This window comes from Amaricoccus macauensis (assembly GCF_014201905.1).
In the GTDB taxonomy this organism is placed as follows: Bacteria; Pseudomonadota; Alphaproteobacteria; order Rhodobacterales; family Rhodobacteraceae; genus Amaricoccus; species Amaricoccus macauensis.
The window spans coordinates 200,887-216,667 of record NZ_JACHFM010000001.1 but is presented as its reverse complement, the minus strand read 5'-3'; the positions used below and the strand labels follow the sequence as shown (position 1 = coordinate 216,667).

The 15,781-nt window shown below is 68.9% G+C and carries 13 protein-coding genes; 5 read left to right on the top strand and 8 right to left on the bottom strand.

Features of this window, described 5'->3' with window-relative positions:
* Nucleotides 1-122: 122 nt before the first annotated feature.
* The gene (locus HNP73_RS01060; protein ID WP_221288101.1) at nt 123-1,118 is read left to right on the top strand and encodes a LysR family transcriptional regulator; all 996 of its coding nucleotides are present in this window, start codon (nt 123-125) and stop codon (nt 1,116-1,118) included.
* Nucleotides 1,119-1,139: 21 nt separating this feature from the next.
* Here the strand turns inward: HNP73_RS01060 and HNP73_RS01055 are convergent, their stop codons facing one another.
* From HNP73_RS01055 to gcvP, 6 genes are all read right to left on the bottom strand, one after another.
* The gene (locus HNP73_RS01055) at nt 1,140-2,087 is read right to left on the bottom strand and encodes a PDR/VanB family oxidoreductase (protein WP_184146272.1); all 948 of its coding nucleotides are present in this window, start codon (nt 2,085-2,087) and stop codon (nt 1,140-1,142) included.
* Nucleotides 2,084-2,734, bottom strand: a complete 651-nt coding sequence (locus tag HNP73_RS23860; protein ID WP_184146270.1) for a glutathione S-transferase N-terminal domain-containing protein — start codon at nt 2,732-2,734, stop codon at nt 2,084-2,086. The genes HNP73_RS01055 and HNP73_RS23860 overlap by 4 nt, the downstream gene beginning before the upstream one ends.
* Nucleotides 2,731-3,342, bottom strand: a complete 612-nt coding sequence (locus HNP73_RS23015; RefSeq protein WP_184146268.1) for a Rieske 2Fe-2S domain-containing protein — start codon at nt 3,340-3,342, stop codon at nt 2,731-2,733. The genes HNP73_RS23860 and HNP73_RS23015 overlap by 4 nt, the downstream gene beginning before the upstream one ends.
* On the bottom strand, nt 3,339-4,193 hold the full coding sequence (locus tag HNP73_RS01040) for a hypothetical protein (RefSeq protein ID WP_221288097.1): 855 nt from the start codon (nt 4,191-4,193) through the stop codon (nt 3,339-3,341). Before HNP73_RS01040 ends, HNP73_RS23015 begins: the two co-directional genes overlap by 4 nt.
* Nucleotides 4,190-5,245 (bottom strand): aromatic ring-hydroxylating oxygenase subunit alpha, encoded by a 1,056-nt coding sequence (locus HNP73_RS01035; RefSeq protein ID WP_184146266.1) that lies wholly within the window; start codon nt 5,243-5,245, stop codon nt 4,190-4,192. The genes HNP73_RS01040 and HNP73_RS01035 overlap by 4 nt, the downstream gene beginning before the upstream one ends.
* A 322-nt stretch (nt 5,246-5,567) precedes the next feature.
* The gene (gcvP, locus tag HNP73_RS01030) at nt 5,568-8,405 is read right to left on the bottom strand and encodes an aminomethyl-transferring glycine dehydrogenase (RefSeq protein ID WP_184146264.1); all 2,838 of its coding nucleotides are present in this window, start codon (nt 8,403-8,405) and stop codon (nt 5,568-5,570) included.
* Nucleotides 8,406-8,572: 167 nt separating this feature from the next.
* On the opposite strand from gcvP, the gene HNP73_RS01025 reads away from it, so the two are divergent.
* Genes HNP73_RS01025 through HNP73_RS01010 form a run of 4 tightly spaced genes read left to right on the top strand, consistent with a single transcriptional unit; the run spans nt 8,573 to nt 12,238 of the window.
* Nucleotides 8,573-9,112, top strand: coding sequence for a thioesterase family protein (locus HNP73_RS01025; RefSeq protein WP_184146262.1), 540 nt, complete (start codon nt 8,573-8,575; stop codon nt 9,110-9,112).
* Nucleotides 9,112-10,467, top strand: a complete 1,356-nt coding sequence (locus HNP73_RS01020) for an MFS transporter (protein ID WP_184146260.1) — start codon at nt 9,112-9,114, stop codon at nt 10,465-10,467. Before HNP73_RS01025 ends, HNP73_RS01020 begins: the two co-directional genes overlap by 1 nt.
* Nucleotides 10,464-11,321 carry a penicillin-insensitive murein endopeptidase gene (gene mepA / locus HNP73_RS01015; protein ID WP_184146258.1) on the top strand — a complete coding sequence of 286 codons (858 nt, stop codon included), beginning with the start codon at nt 10,464-10,466 and terminating at the stop codon, nt 11,319-11,321. The genes HNP73_RS01020 and mepA overlap by 4 nt, the downstream gene beginning before the upstream one ends.
* On the top strand, nt 11,318-12,238 hold the full coding sequence (locus HNP73_RS01010; protein ID WP_184146256.1) for an esterase-like activity of phytase family protein: 921 nt from the start codon (nt 11,318-11,320) through the stop codon (nt 12,236-12,238). Before mepA ends, HNP73_RS01010 begins: the two co-directional genes overlap by 4 nt.
* A gap of 1 nt (nt 12,239) precedes the next feature.
* Here HNP73_RS01010 and mdeB read toward each other — a convergent pair whose 3' ends face one another.
* Nucleotides 12,240-14,921, bottom strand: a complete 2,682-nt coding sequence (gene mdeB, locus HNP73_RS01005; protein ID WP_184146254.1) for an alpha-ketoglutarate dehydrogenase — start codon at nt 14,919-14,921, stop codon at nt 12,240-12,242.
* A gap of 101 nt (nt 14,922-15,022) precedes the next feature.
* Nucleotides 15,023-15,781, bottom strand: a complete 759-nt coding sequence (locus tag HNP73_RS01000; RefSeq protein WP_184146252.1) for an SDR family NAD(P)-dependent oxidoreductase — start codon at nt 15,779-15,781, stop codon at nt 15,023-15,025.

The following is a 15,781-nucleotide window of genomic DNA, read 5'->3' as shown; positions in this document are numbered from 1 at the left end:
ACGCGCGCCAGGCTTCGCCTGTCCAGCGACCGTGCTATGTTCTTGTCCCCCCAGGTCCGTTCTCGGATCCTTTGTTGTCAGGAACTCTATGCGGGGCTAAGATTCTTGAACAGGCAGCTAAATTGGATCGTCCGTCCAGAATTCTGAACGGACAGGGTCGGGTTTCGATGAGCTACCCATACGAGCTTGGCGACATCAACGCGTTCCAGCAGATCGCGCGGGCCGGCAGCATTTCCAATGCCGCGGCCATCTACAATGTGCCCAAGGCCACGCTCAGCCTCTATCTGCGGCGGCTCGAGGACGCGCTGAAGGTCGAGCTGTTCGTCCGCAAGGCGCGGGGCCTCGAGCTGACGGATGCGGGCAAGGAGTTCCTGGAGAACTGCGGCGCGATCTTCGACAGTTGCGAGACCGCGGTCAGCGCCGCGCAGCGCGCCCACTCCACCATTCGGGGCCGCATCCGGGTTGCTTCCAGCGCCGAGTTCGGGACGCTGATGCTTGGTGCGGCGGCGCTCCACTTTTCTGCCGAGAACCCGGAGATCGACTTTGATCTGCAGCTTTACTCCACAGACCAGATACTCACCGGTCAGATCGACTATGACTGCCTGATCTTCATCGGTGAGCCATCCGATTCAAGCCTGCTCAGACGCAAGCTGGGAAGCGTGTCCTACGGTCTCTACGCCAGCCCGGTCTTCCTGCGCCGGCACGGCGTCCCCGCCAGGATCGAGGACGTGGATGGCCTGAGCGGGGTCATCTATTCGAGAAACGGCACGCCGGAGAAGTGGACGCTGCGCCAGGCGTCCCGTGCGGTCGAGGCACGGCCTCACGCGAAGTTCAATGTCAATGAGTACTGGATGGGCAAGACGTTCGTCGTTCAGGGGTCCGCGCTGGGCTATCTTCCGGACTTCTTTGTCCAGCACGAACTGGAGCTCGGCGCGCTGGTTCCGGTTCTTCCCGAGTGGCGGTCAGAGACGACGCATGCCTATGCGATCTACCCGGCGCAGCGGCACCGCAATCCGCGGATCATGAAGTTCGTCGACACGCTCTGCCAGCGCTTCGACGACTTCATCCGTGATCCGGGCTACTCGCTGATCAGGCCCAGGCTCGCACAGGAGGCATGAGAGCCCGCGCGCCCGATCGGGTCAGATATCGAGCACCAGGCGGGCGCCCTTGCAGCGCGATACGCACGGCGTCATGATCTTGCCGGAAGCATGTTCCATGCGATTGAGATACTGGTCGCGGTGATCGGGCTCGCCTTCCAGAACCGCGGTGGCACAGGTTCCGCACACGCCCTGTTCGCATGATGTGAGAAGATCGACCCCGGCATCGATCAGGGCCTGGGCGATCGTCTGATGCGGCGCGACAGTGACGGTGATCCCGGATTGTCGGGCCTCGACATCGAAACTCAATGCTGAGGCGTCAAGCGCCGGCTGCTCCGCTGCGAAGTATTCCAGGTGGACATTGTCCGGCGGCAAGTCCTGCCCGGCAGCGAGTCGGGCGGCGAGTTCCATGAACGGAGCGGGTCCGCAGATGTAGACGTGGGTCTGCCGGCTATGGGCCGCCAGAAGGCCGGTGAGCAGGCCGTCGAGCGTGGGCGGGAGCACACCGCAATGGACGCGCGCGTGGGCAAGGCCCGCCAGCGTCGAGACGAATGGCGCGAGCTCGCGGCTGCGGCTGAAGAGATGCAGCTGGAACGGCATCTTGTTGGCATCGAGGTGCCTTGCCATGGCGAGCAGCGGCGTGATGCCGATCCCACCGGCGAGGAGCAGCGCCGGAGCGTCGTTCGCCGCGAGGCGGAAGTTGTTGCGCGGTGGACTGATGGTCAGCCGACTGCCGATGGTGAGGCCGTGCATCGCCACGGAGCCGCCGCGGGAGCGCGGTTCGCGTTTCACGCCGATGAAGTAGGCGCCGGCTTCCGCCGGTCCGTTCCACAGCGAGTACTGGCGAACGAGCGACGGCCCCACATGGACGTCGATGTGCGCGCCGGGTTCGGCCGGCGGCAGCGGCAGGGGTTCGACCGGACGCAGCTCGAAGCAGCGCACATCCGGCGTTTCGTCCCAAAGGTCTGCAACGACGACTTCGCGCGTCATGTCGCGGCTCCTGCGAGCGGCAGCGGCAACATGCCGGCCATTGGTTGAAAGCCTTTCAGCCGCGTGAAGCGATCGACCCACCGCAGGACCGCCGGATAGTCGGCCTGCGAGATGCCGCCCTCTTCGGAGAGGGCCACGTAGGGGAAGCAGGCGATGTCGGCGACGGTGGGACGGTCGCCGGGGCAAATCCAGTCGTGGCCCTCCAGCTCGGCGAACCAGAGATGTTCGTCGAGAATGCGCAGCAGACGATGGCCGCCGGCCCGGGCGCTCGCGATGTCGAGGTCAAAGAACATCGCGTCGTGCTGCCGGGCGGCCGAGATCGTCGCCGTGAGCGCGTCGGCAAAGGCGAGCCAGGTCTGGATCGGCCCGAGGCGGTGCGGCTCATCGAGGGGATACCAGTGTCCGCGCGGATCGTATCGCGCGGCCAGATGGACGAGGATCGCCTGCGCGTCGCGGATGATCTCGCCGTCATCCTCGATCACCGGGAGTTGCCCAAGCGGGTTGATCGTCAGAAAGGCGTCGGACCGATGCTCGAACCCCGGATAGAAGTCGACCGGCTTCACCTCATGGGCGAGACCAAGCCAGTTGAGCAGCAGCCTCACCTTGAAGCAGTTGCCAGAGAGGGCGTAGTCGAAGAGCGTTATCACGCGGCCGCCTCCAGTTTGCGCCGCGCGGCGGACAGGGTTGCATTGGCGCGCCGGGCCGCGTCGGCGTCGCTTTCCGCCTGCCGGCGGCGCACGAAACCGTAGGCGGTGGCGCTGGTCCGCCCGGTGGGGCTGACGAGGATGCGCAGCCCTTCCAGTCCGGCGCAGGCGGCGGCGACGCTCGCGGCACCCACCGAGAAGGGCAGCGGACGCATCACGACTTCGCCCGCGGTGATCGCGAAGTCCGTCGGCGGGACGGCTTGGTTTCCGGCACCGGCCCAGACCAGGCCGGAGCCCGTCGCGACCGGGAGAACGCGCGCGCTGATGCGCGGCAGTTCCTTGCCCTTCGCGGCGTGGATCGAGATCAGGGCACCGTCCCGGCCGAAGCGCCATCCGTGATAGATGTCCTCGAGACAGTCCCCGAGATTGCGGCCGGCGCTGAGCCGCACGCTGCGGTGGGGACAGTTGTCCTCCCAGACGTGGATCTCGCCCTGGTCGCAACGCCAGAGCACCAGAGGCATGTCGCCGAGGGCGCTGCGCACGAGGCTCGCGGCGCGGACGTCACGCTCCAGCGCAACGGGCTGCGTTCCGATGGCAACCGTCGCCGTCATGCCGCCCTCCGCGACGCGCCGTACCGCACATCCTTGCGCCGCAGCCACGCGCGATAGTCGAGCGAAGCCCGATCGAGAGCGGTCGAGGCTTCCGTGGCCTCGTCGAGCGGCAGCTTCTTGTCGGTGTGGCGCTCGAGCGCGTACTTGTCCTGTGCCGAGATCCATTGCTGGTCCGAGCGGAGTCGCTTCTCGTCCATCCAGTCTTCCCTGATCCACGCCAGCATCTTGTGAGCGATGAAGCTCTCCTCCGAAGTCGGCTGGCAGAAGACACCGAGGTAGTCGTAGCGCGGGGTCTCGCCGGCTTCGGTCGGGCGGTGGATGCCGAGGACGACCGAATACGGATTGGGGAGGCGGTAGGTGTATTCCGCGATCTCACCGGTGATCGGCAGGTAGGCGCGGTGGCTCCGGGACCAGAGTTCACCGTTTTCCTCCGTCGCCGCCTCGTAGGGCGGCAGGTCGGGGTGCTCCCGATCTCCCAGGATGCCCGGATGCAGGAAGGCGTAGTGCGCGTTGTCGATGACGTTGTCGATGACGCGCAGGCCCGAGCATTTCAGCGGCGTCGACCATACGTTCATGGCGAGGCGGTCGACTTCATAGTACTCGATCAACGAAGGCGGCAGTCCGGCCGGCTCGCCCAGCGTCGTCCAGACATAGCCGAGCCGTTCAAGCGTCGGCAGCTGCCGGCCGCCGCTTTCCGCCGCGATCCAGGTCTGATGGATCGTCAGCGAAACGTCGCGGTCGAGCAGCGTGGTGCGGGTCCGTCGCTGCCGGCGCAGGTCGATCGGCGAGCCGATCGGATACCAGCAGTTCCAGACCGCCTTGTCGTTGCGGGCATCCATGAGGCTCGTCACGCGCTTTCGAGAATGTCGGTCAGCAGCGCGGCGCGGAACGCGTCGGCTCCGTTCACGGCGGCCGCGGAGAGCTCGCGATGCCACTTGCGATACTGGTTCGAGATCTTGTCGGTGGGCAGCGAGATTTCCTCGAGCGACAGCGGTCCCGGCTGGGTCTCGATGATCGGCTGGTCTTCCATCAGGACGACTTTCTGGAAGTTCAGCGGGACCTCGTCGTCGAGGTCCGGGTCCGCGTGAGCGATGATCATGAAGTTGCGGCAGGTGTTCTCGCTGACCGGGCTCGACGCGGTCCACAGCAGGAATTGGCTGTCGTCGCGGTAGAGACGGATGCTGAGGTTGATCGCGAACGGCATGGATGTGCGGTAGTTGAATGAGCCGAGCGGGCTGTCAGGCGGCAACGAGCCCAGCATTTCCTTGCCCGGCTCCATGTAGAAGCGCAGCTCGCCGCCGACCCGGTCGGTGGGCACGATGGCGGGCTCGGCGTAGGCCGGGTCATAGAGCGTGCCGGGATGGACATAGGCGAAGTGGGAGAAGTCGGTGAAGTTCTCCCAGCGGCGTTCGGCGGAGCTGCCCCAGTCGTAGGGATCGGCGACGATCACACGCTTGAGCTCGGGGTCGTCCCAGGCGCCGCAATAGGGGATCTCGGTGCAGTCCCAGGAGGAATCGAGCCTCACCCAGACGATGCCGTAGCGTTCCGCGCAGGCATAGGCTCTGGTCAGCGCCTTCGCCGGAATGGCTTCCTTCGGGCAGGCAGGCATCCGCACGCAGCGACCGGCGTCATTGTATTGCCAACCGTGATAGGGACATTGCAGCACCTTGCCATCAATGACCTTTCCGGCCGACAACTTGGCGAACCTGTGGGCGCAGCGATCGTCCATCGCGACGAACTTGCCGTCGAGCCTTGCGATGACGAGCGGCTGGTCGAGGAGAGTGACGCCAAGCGGTCCGGTGCCGGATGGCCCGGCTCTGTCAAGTTCGGCAACCGTGCAGACCGGATGCCAGAAATGCCTCAGATAGGTTCTATCCGCGACCAGGGGTCGTGGGCTGGCCATTGTGCTCGCTCCTGAATTCACCACCGTTGGCAAACCGTAGACGGTGACTGAGCGAACAGGAAAGATTGAAGAAGTGGACGGTGCGTGCAGGATCGTGAACGAAAGTCCACGGAACGCCGGCCGACTCCCGGCGATGGGCACACGCAACGGAACCGGACCCACGCGCGACTCGACTGCTGGCGAGCATGGGGAGAGAACCACCGCCTGAGCGCCGCGTGTGCCCGATGGCAGCGGGCAAGCGCGCGGATGGGTCAGAGGCGCGGGGACGCCTCTGTTCCCGGGTTGAGTCCGAGCACCTTGCCTCGGCTCTTCCGACCTCGCCCTATTCCGCCGCGTCCTGGTAGCTCTCGACCGGCGGGCAGGAGCAGACGAGGTTGCGGTCGCCCCAGACGTTGTCGACCCGGTTGACCGGCGCCCAGTACTTGTCGACGCGGAAGGCCCCCGGCGGGTAGCAGGCGGCTTCGCGCGAGTAGGGGCGGTCCCAGTCTCCGACCAGATCCTCCACCGTGTGAGGGGCGTTCCGCAAGGGGTTGTTTTCCCGATCCATCCGGCCGGCCCGGATCGCTTCCGCCTCCTTGGCGATGGCGAGCATCGCGGTGGCGAAGCGGTCGAGTTCGGCCTTGGGTTCGCTCTCGGTCGGCTCGATCATCAGCGTGCCCGCGACCGGCCAGCTCATGGTCGGCGCGTGGAAGCCGCAGTCGATCAAACGCTTCGCCACGTCATCGACGGTGACGCCTGCGTCCTTGAAGACGCGGGTGTCGACGATGCACTCGTGCGCCACCCGGCCGTTGCGGGCGAAGAGGATCGGATAGGCTTCCGCGAGGCGGGCGGCGATGTAGTTCGCGTTCAGGATCGCGATCTTCGTCGCCTGCGTGAGGCCGGCGCCGCCCATCATCAGGCAGTATGCCCAGGAGATGACGAGCAGCGATGGCGAGCCGAAGTCCGCGGCGCTGACCCGCCCCGCGCCGTCCGGGCGGCCGGGCAGGAAGGGCGCGAGATGGGCCTTCACGCCGATCGGTCCCATGCCGGGGCCGCCGCCGCCGTGGGGGATGCAGAAGGTCTTGTGCAGGTTCATGTGGCTCACGTCAGAGCCGATCTCGCCCGGCCGCACGAGGCCGACGAGGGCGTTCATGTTGGCGCCGTCCATGTAGACCTGCCCGCCATGGGCGTGGGTGATCTCGCAGACCTCGCGGATCGTCTCCTCGAAGACGCCGTGGGTCGAGGGGTAGGTCACCATGCAGCACGAGAGCCGCTCGCCCGCCGCCTCGGCCTTGGCGCGGAAGTCGTCGAGGTCGATGTCGCCGTTCTCGGCGGCGCGAACGACCACCACCTTCATGCCGGCCATCTGCGCGCTTGCCGGGTTGGTGCCGTGGGCGGACGTGGGGATCAGGCAGATGTTGCGCGCTTCGTCGCCGCGGCTCGCGTGATAGGCGCGGATGGTGAGAAGCCCGGCGTATTCGCCCTGCGCGCCGGAATTCGGCTGCATGGAGACCGCGTCATAGCCGGTGATGGCGCAGAGCTTTGCGCAGAGATCGCCGATGACTTCCTGGTATCCCTCGGTCTGGTCGGATGGCACGAAGGGGTGGATGTCGGCGAACTCGGGCCAGGACAGCGCCATCATCTCGGCGGTGGCATTGAGCTTCATCGTGCAGGAGCCGAGCGGGATCATCGCCCGGTCGAGCGCTAGGTCACGGTCGGCGAGGCGGCGCATGTAGCGCGTCATCTCCGCCTCGGCCCGGTTCATGTGGAAGATCGGGTGGGTGAGATAGGCGCTGGTGCGGATCAGCCCGTCCGGCAGGCGGATGTCGTGGTCGAGCTCGCGGTCGAGCATGTCGCCGCCGAAGGCGCGCCAGACCGCTTGCGTGTGCTCGCGCCGGGTGCGCTCGTCGAGGGTGATGCCGATGCGGTCGGTGCCGATCTTGCGCAGGTTCACGCCCTCGGCGACCGCGGCCTTGAGGATGACGCCCTGCAGCCCGCCGACCTCGACGGTGATCGTGTCGAAGAACGCCTCCGGCTCGACCTTGAAGCCGAGGCTCTCGAGGCCCTTGGCGAGGCGCACGGTCTTGCGGTGGATGCGCTGCGCGATGGCGCGGAGGCCCTCCGGCCCGTGGAAGACGGCGTACATCGACGCCATGACCGCGAGCAGCGCCTGCGCGGTGCAGATGTTCGATGTCGCCTTCTCGCGGCGGATGTGCTGCTCGCGCGTCTGGAGCGACAGGCGGTAGGCGCGGTTGCCGCGGGCGTCGATCGACACGCCGACGATGCGTCCGGGCATGGAGCGCTTCAGCGGATCGCGCACCGCCATGTAGGCGGCGTGGGGTCCGCCGAAGCCCAGTGGCACGCCGAAGCGCTGGGTCGAGCCGATGGCGATGTCGGCGCCCATCTCGCCCGGGGGCACGAGCAGGGTGAGGGCGAGCGGGTCGGCCGCGACGCTCGCGATCGCGCCGGCGTCATGAAGGGCGGCGATCTGCGCGGAGAAGTCCGGGCAATGGCCGTAGGTGCCCGGATACTGGAAGATCGCGCCGAAGACCGTGGTCGGGTCGAGATCGGTGACGGGATCGCCGACGATCACCTCCCAGCCGAGCGGCTCGGCGCGGGTGCGGATCACCGCGATGGTCTGCGGGTGGCAGTGGTGGTCGACGAAGAACGCCGTGGCCTTGTTGCTGGCCGAGCGCTGGCAGAGCGCCATCGCCTCGGCCGCCGCCGTCGCCTCGTCAAGCAGCGAGGCGTTCGCCACGTCGAGCCCGGTCAGGTCGCAGATCATGGTCTGGAAGTTGAGGAGCGCCTCGAGCCGGCCCTGGCTGATCTCGGGCTGGTACGGGGTATACGCGGTGTACCACGCGGGATTTTCGAGGATATTCCGCTGGATGACCGGCGGCGTTACGGTGCCGTGATAGCCTTGGCCGATCATGCTCGTCAGCACACGGTTCTTGCGCGCGGTGAGGCGCAGGCGGTGGAGTGCCGCCTGTTCGCTGAGCGCCGGCCCCCAGTCCAGCGGCGTGGCCTGCCGGATGCCGGCCGGCACCGTCTCGTCGATCAGCGCATCGAGGCTCGACGCGCCGGCCGTCGCGAGCATCGCCGCGATCTCGGCGGGCGACGGCCCGATGTGCCGGCGGTTCGCGAAATCGTAGGGGTGGTATTCGGATTCCTGGAAGGCCATGATTCTCAACGTCAGCTGAGCGGCCGTGCTGGCCGCGCTGGGGCCGTTATCGTCCGTCACCGGGCGCAAAGCAACGGCTGGACCGCCTGCAAACGGCTGGCCGTCTTGCAACGGGCCGCCGATCCGGGCAACACCTGCGGGTCGGTTCAACCCGGGCGAGGTGATCCTTGTATCCGTTCTTCCGCTTCGCTCTGGAGACGACGCGCGCGCGCTCCGCGGGACGCCTGCCGCTGGGAGGGACGCACGTCTCGCACCACCGGTGCTGGCCGTGGGATCTCGATCCCTGGATCGAGCTCAACAACGGCCGAACCCTGACGCTCTACGACCTCGGCCGGATACCGCTCGCGATCCGCATGGGCCTTTATGGCGCCCTTCGGGAAAACCGCTGGGGGATCACCGTCGCGGGCTCGTCGGTGCGCTATCGCCGGCGGGTGCGGGCGTTCCAGCGGATCGAGATGCGCTCGGCCTTCGTCGGGCGGGACGCGCGCTTTCTCTACATCCATCAGGCGATGTTCGACGCCGACAGCGGCGATGCGCTGTCGTCGGTGCTGGTCCGCAGCGCGGTGACATCGCCGCAGGGAATCGTGCCGACCGACCGGGTCATCGCGGCGATCGGGCGGGGAGACGCGCTGCCAGCGCCGCCGCCCTGGGTCGCGGCATGGGCGGCGGCAGACGCAGAGCGGCCGTGGCCGCCGGAGTTCGCGTGATGGCCGGACCTGTCGAGAACCGCCGGGGCATCTTCGGCTGGATGCTCTATGACTGGGCGAACCAGCCGTTTGCGACCCTCGTCACCACCTTCGTCTTCGGGCCGTGGTTCGTGTCGCAGGCGATCGGCGATCCGGTCGCGGGGCAGGCGCTCTGGGGCTGGGCGTCGGCGGTCGCGGGCGCCATCGCGGCGCTGCTCGCCCCGGTGCTCGGCGCGGTCGCCGACCGGACGGGCGCGCGCAAGGGCTGGGTGCTGGCAGCATCGGTGCCCTACGTCATCGGCTCGTTCGGCCTCTGGCTCGCCGCTCCCGCCATGGCCGACCCGACGATCGTGCTCGTGGCCTTCGGCCTCGGCTTCATCGGGTCGGAGCTCGGCGTCGTCTTCACCAACGCCATGCTGCCCGATCTTGCCCCGCGTGAGCGGATCGGCCGGATCTCGGGCTCGGGCTGGGCGCTCGGCTACTTCGGCGGTCTCGTGTCGCTGGTTCTGGTCCTGCTCCTTCTCGCGCCGGCGCCGGGAAAGGACGTGACGCTGCTCGGCATCGCGCCGATCTTCGGGCTCGATCCCGCGCTGGGCGAGCCGGAGCGCGCGGTCGGGCCGCTGTCGGCGCTCTGGTACGTGGTCTTCGTGCTGCCGCTCTTTCTCTTCACGCCGGACGTGCCGCGCCGGCGGGAGAAGGGCGCGGTGCGGCGCGGGCTGGGCGATCTCTGGCAGACGGTGCGCTCGGCGCGGCAGCACCGGAGTCTCTTCGCGTTCCTCATCGCCTCGATGGTCTACCGCGACGCGCTGGCGGCGCTCTTCGCCTTCGGGGGCATCTACGCGGCGGGCGTGCTCGGCTGGGGCGCGTTCCAGCTCGGGGTCTTCGGCATCATCGCGGCACTGGTCGGCTCGATCGGCACCTATCTCGCCGGCCGCGCGGACGAGATCTTCGGGCCGCGGCCGGTGATCATCGGCTCGATCTGCGTGCTGATCGCGGTCTGTGCCTGTGCGCTGCTCACCACCCGCAGTTCGGTGCTCGGGTTCGCCGTCGCGCCGGACTCGCGGCTGCCGGACATCACGTTCATGGTGGCGGGCGGCCTCCTTGGCGCGGCCGGCGGCTCGGTGCAGGCGGCGTCGCGCACGCTCCTCGTCCACCTCGCCCATGGCCGGATGGCGCCGGCGCAGGCCTTCGGGCTCTTCGCGCTCTCGGGACGCGCGACCGCCTTCGTCGGGCCGGCGGCGATCGCCGCGGTCACGACCCTGTCAGACTCGCAGCGTCTGGGCGTAACCCCGGTCATCGTGCTCTTCCTGCTCGGTCTCGGCCTGCTATACTGGGTCAAACCCGAGGACGAGCAGCCGATGGACGCCTCCGCATGATCTCACGCCTGATGGCGGCCTGTCTGGCGCTCGCGCTGCTGACGATGCCCGCGGGCGCGGTCGAGACGGCGCGGGAGCTTTTCGCCCAACCCGATCTGCCCTCGGCGCTGCCCACCTATTCCATCGGTGCGCCGGGGCAGGGCTGCCTCGCCGGCGGAGTGCCGTTGGCGGAAAGCGGCCCGACGTGGCAGGCGATGCGGCTCAGCCGGAACCACCAATGGGGCCATCCGGTGATGATCGACTTCATCAAGGACCTGAGCCGGTTCGCGGCGCGTCAGCCCGGGTGGGCCGGTCTCTATGTGGGCGACATCGCCCAGCCGCGCGGCGGGCCGGTCAAGGGCCACGCCAGTCACCAGACCGGCCTTGACGCCGACATCTGGTATCTCCGCCCGACCCGGCTCGATCTCACCGCCCGCGAGCGCGAGCGGCTGTCGGCGAACAACGTCAAGGCGCGGGACGAACGCAACGTCAACGCCGAGTGGACGCCGCAGAACGCGGCGATCCTCGAAGCGGCGGCGCGGGATCCGCGGGTGAACCGGATCTTCGTCACCGCGCCGGTGAAGCTCGCCATGTGCGCCGAGGCTAGCCGTCGCGATCGGGCGTGGCTTGGCAAGATCCGGCCCTGGTGGGGGCACGACGACCATTTCCATGTGCGGCTGAACTGTCCGCGCGGCGCGGCCGGCTGCGTGCCGCAGGCCGCGGTTCCGGCGGGCGATGGCTGCAAGGACGCGATCTGGTGGGTGACCGAGGCGCTGGAGCCGCCCGACCCGAACGCGCCGAAGACCCAGCCGAAGCCGCCGCTCACGCTCACCGATCTGCCGCCGCAGTGCACGCAGGTCTTGCGCGCGCGATGAGGCGGGGTCTGTACATCCTTGTGGCGCTCGCGGTCCTCGCGGGGCCGGGGCTGCTCCCGGCCCTGCCGCCGGCATCGGAGGCGGCGGTTCCGGTCGACGGGCCGCATGTGGTCGAGATGAGCCGGACGGTCTGGCGCAACGGCTGGACGCATTTCGGCGGCTTCTCCGCGCTCTGGGTCAGCGAGGACGGTGAGCGTTTCACGACGATCTCCGACCGTGGCGGCTTCGTCGAGGGACGCTTCGAGCGCCAGGGCGGCGAGATCGAGGATGCGGTGATGGAGCGGCGCGGGCGTCTGCGCGGGGTCGACGGGACGCGTCTCGAGGGCGGCGACGTCGATGCCGAGGGCATGGCGGTCGACGCGCGGGGCCGCACCTACGTCTCGTTCGAGGGCTTCCACCGGGTCCGGCGTTACGACGACCTGCAGGGGCCGGCCAGCGACGTGCGGAGCCACCGGGATTTTCGCAGGCTCCAGTCGAATTCCGGCATCGAGACGCTGGCGATGGACAGGCAAGGGATCCTCTACGCGATCCCCGAGCGGTCGGGCGCGCTGGAGCGGCCGTTTCCGGTCTACCGGCTGATCGGCGGGCGCTGGGACAAGTCCTGGACGATCCCGCGCGTTCCGCCCTTCTTGCCGGTGGATGCGGATTTCGGTCCTGACGGGCGCTTCTACCTGCTGGAGCGCGACTTCAAGTGGCTTGGCGGTTTCGCGACCCGGCTCCGGCGCTTCGATGTGACGCCGGACGGCTTCGTGAACGGGACGACGCTGCTGGAGACCTCGTTCGGCCAGCTCGACAACATGGAAGGGATCGCCGCCTGGCAGGACGCAGCCGGGCGGACCCGGCTGACGATGATCTCGGACGACAACTTCTTCCCGCTCCAGCAGACGATCTTCGTCGAGTACGTGGTCGAGGGCTGAGTCACACCGTCCACGGATCCGGCGCGTCGGGGCGGGGCGCGAGTTCATCCCGGGCGGCGGCGAGGCGGTCCGGGGCGAAGTGGCCGGCGCGTGCCAGCGCGTCGAGGGCCGCGAGCGCGACGGAGGCGGCATCGACCTCGAAGAACGCCCGAAGCGCCGCGCGGGTGTCGCTGCGGCCGAAGCCGTCGGTGCCGAGGGCGACGAAGGGCGCGGTGACGTATGGCGCCAGCATCGCCGGGACCGCGCGCACGTAGTCCGAGGCCGCGACGATCGGCATCTGCCCGGCGAGCAGGCGTCCGAGGTGCGACGGCTCGGCCGCGCCGGTCAGGCGCTGCCGGCGCTCGGCCGACTGCGCGTCGCGGGCGAGCCCGGACCAGCTCGTGGCGCTGTAGACGTCGGAGGCGACGCCGAAGCGGCTCGCGAGGATCTCCGCCGCCGCGCGGACCTGCGGCAGGATCGCGCCGGACCCGACGAGGCGCACGCGGGTCTCCGCGTCCGGGTCACCGACGCTCGCGCAGCGCCAGAGGCCGCGGAGGATGTCGCCGTCCGCGCCCGCCGGCAGGTCGGGTTGGGCGTAGGCTTCGTTCGTCACCGTGATGTAGTGGAATTCGTCGCGTTCCTCCGCGAGCATCCGCCGCATGGCGTCGTCGAGGATCACCGCGAGCTCGCAGGCGAACGCCGGATCCCATGCCCGGCAGTTCGGCACCGTCGCGGCGACGAGCTGGCTCGATCCGTCCTGATGCTGCAGGCCCTCTCCCGAGAGGGTGGTCCGCCCGGCGGTGGCGCCGAAGAGGATGCCGCGCGCCCGGCTGTCGGCGGCGGCCCAGATCAGGTCGCCGACCCGCTGGAAGCCGAACATCGAGTAGTAGATGTAGATCGGCAGTGTCGCGACGCCGTGCACGCTGTAGGCGGTCGCGGCCGCGTTCCACGACGAGAGGGCGCCGGCCTCGGTGATGCCTTCCTCGAGCAGCTGGCCGTTCGACGCCTCCTTGTAGAACAGCATCGAGCCCGCGTCCTCGGGCTGGTAGAGCTGGCCGTCGGGAGAGTAGATGCCGATCTGCCGGAAGAGGTTCGCCATGCCGAAGGTGCGCGCCTCGTCGGCGACGATCGGCACGATGCGTGGCCCGAAGGCCCTGTCCTTCAGCATCCCGCCGAGCATCCGCACCGCGGCCAGCGTCGTCGACATCTCCTTGCCGCCGGCGGTGAGCGCGAAGCTCGCAAAGGCCTCGCGCGAGGGGACGGGGGGCGTCGGGGTGCGGGGCTTGCGGGCGCGTCGGGGCAGGGCGCCGCCGAGGGCCGCGCGGCGCTCGCAGAGGTAGGCCATTTCGGGGGAGTCGCCGGAAGGCTTCAGGAAGTCGAGGTTTTCCAGGTTCGCCTCGGTCAGCGGCAGGCTGAAGCGGTCGCGGAAGGCGCGCAGCGCGTCGATGTCGAGCTTCTTCGCCTGGTGCGCGGTCATCCGGCTCTCGCCGGCACCCCCCATGCCGTAGCCCTTCTTGGTCTTGGCGAGGATCACCGTCGGCTGGCCCTCGTGGTCGCGCGCGGCGGCGAAGGCCGCGTAGAGCTTGCGGAAGTCATGCCCGCCGCGCCGGAGCGCGTTGATTTCCGCGTCGGTCATCGAGGCGGAGAGCGCCTTGGTCTCCGGGTCGCGGTCGAAGAACTTCTCGCGGTTGTAGTCGCCGTCCTTGGAGCCGAGGTCCTGATACTCGCCATCGACGGTCTCGGCGAAGCGGCGGAGCAGGGCGTGGCGGGTGTCGCGGGCGAAGAGCCCGTCCCACTCCGAGCCCCAGAGCACCTTGATGACGTTCCAGCCCGCGCCGAGGAACAGGCTCTCCAGCTCCTGGATGATCTGGCCGTTGCCCCTGACCGGGCCGTCGAGGCGCTGGAGGTTGCAGTTGACGATGAAGGTCAGATTGTCGAGCCGCTCGCGCGCCGCGAGGGTGAGGCCGGCGATCGACTCGGGCTCGTCCATCTCGCCGTCACCGAAGACGCCCCAGACCCGGCGGCCGGCGGTGTCGGCGAGGCCGCGCGCAGCGAGGTAGCGCATGTGGCGGGCCTGATAGACCGCGTTCAGCGGGCCGATGCCCATGGAACCGGTCGGGAACTGCCAGAAGTCGGGCATGAGCCACGGGTGGGGGTAGGAGCAGAGGCCGTTGCCGCCGACCTCCTGCCGGTAGCTCGCGAGTTGCGTCTCGCTCAATCGCCCCTCGAGGAAGGCGCGGGCGTAGACGCCGGGGGCGGAATGCGGCTGGAAGTAGACGAGATCGCCGCCGGGGGCCTCGGGTGAGTCCGCGCCGCGGAAGAAGTGGTTGAAGCCGACCTCGAAAATCTCGGCGCAGGAGGCATAGCTCGCCACGTGGCCGCCAAGCTCGCCGTAGGCCTTGTTGGCGCGCACCACCATGGCGAGCGCGTTCCAGCGCATGATCGAGGTGAGGCGCTCCTCGATGGCGAGATCCCCGGGGTAGCGGCCCTGCGCCTCCACGGGGATGGTGTTGCGATAGGCCGAATAGGGCTGGCTGCCGACATAGGCGCCGCTCTCGCGCGCCACGTCTTCGAGCCGGCGCAGGAGGTAGCGCGCCCGTGCCGGTCCCTCGGTGCTGAGGACCGAGGCGAGGGCATCGGTCCACTCGCGGGTTTCCTGCGGGTCGGCATCCGTTTCGTTGGCGCGATGCGACGGCATGTGCATGGGCTGGCCTCCCCGGACGCTTGTTCCCGCGACAGTGATAGCGCGAGCACGGCGGGGTGAGGCAAAGAAAATCGCCGACCCCCGTCCGCGCGCCGCGTGGATCAGAAGCCGCCCACCACGAAACCGCCGTCCACCGGCAGGTCGACGCCGGTGATGAACCCGGCGGCCGGAGAGGCGAGAAAGAGCGCCGTCCCCACCAGATCGTCGACGGTCCCCCAGCGCTTCAGGGCCGAGCGCGCGGCGATCTTCTCCGCGGGCTCAGGGTCGGTCCAGAGCCCGCGGGTCATGTCGGTCTTGTGGTAGCCGGGCGCGATCGCGTTCACCCGGATGCCTTCGGGGCCGAAGGCGTGGGCGAGGTGGCGGGTGAGACCGAGAACGCCGGTCTTGCTGGCACCATAGGCCGGGACGAGGGCGTCGGTGACATAGCTCAGCATCGAGGCGACGTTGATGATCGAGCCTTGCGAGGCGGCAAGGAGGGGCCGGGTCGCCATGGCGAAGCGCATCTGGCTCGTCAGGTTGACGTCGAGCACCTCGTTCCAGGTGTCGTCCTCGAACTCGGCTTCCGGCCGCGCGATGCCGGCGGCGTTCACCAGCACGTCGAGCGTGGCGAGCCCGCGCGCAAAGGCGGTGATCGCCGCCGGATCGCGGACGTCGACCTGCTCGAAGCGGATGCCGGCGCATGGCGGGTCGGCGCGGTTTGCCGCGAGCTTCGTGGCGGAGCTTCCGACGGCGATGACGCTCCCCCCGAGGCGGGCGAAGCCCTGCGCGATCGCGAGGCCGATGCCGCTGGAGCCGCCGGTGACGAGAACGGTCTGGCCGTCGAAGAGACCGGGGCGGAAGGTGGCGATGACGTCGTCCAT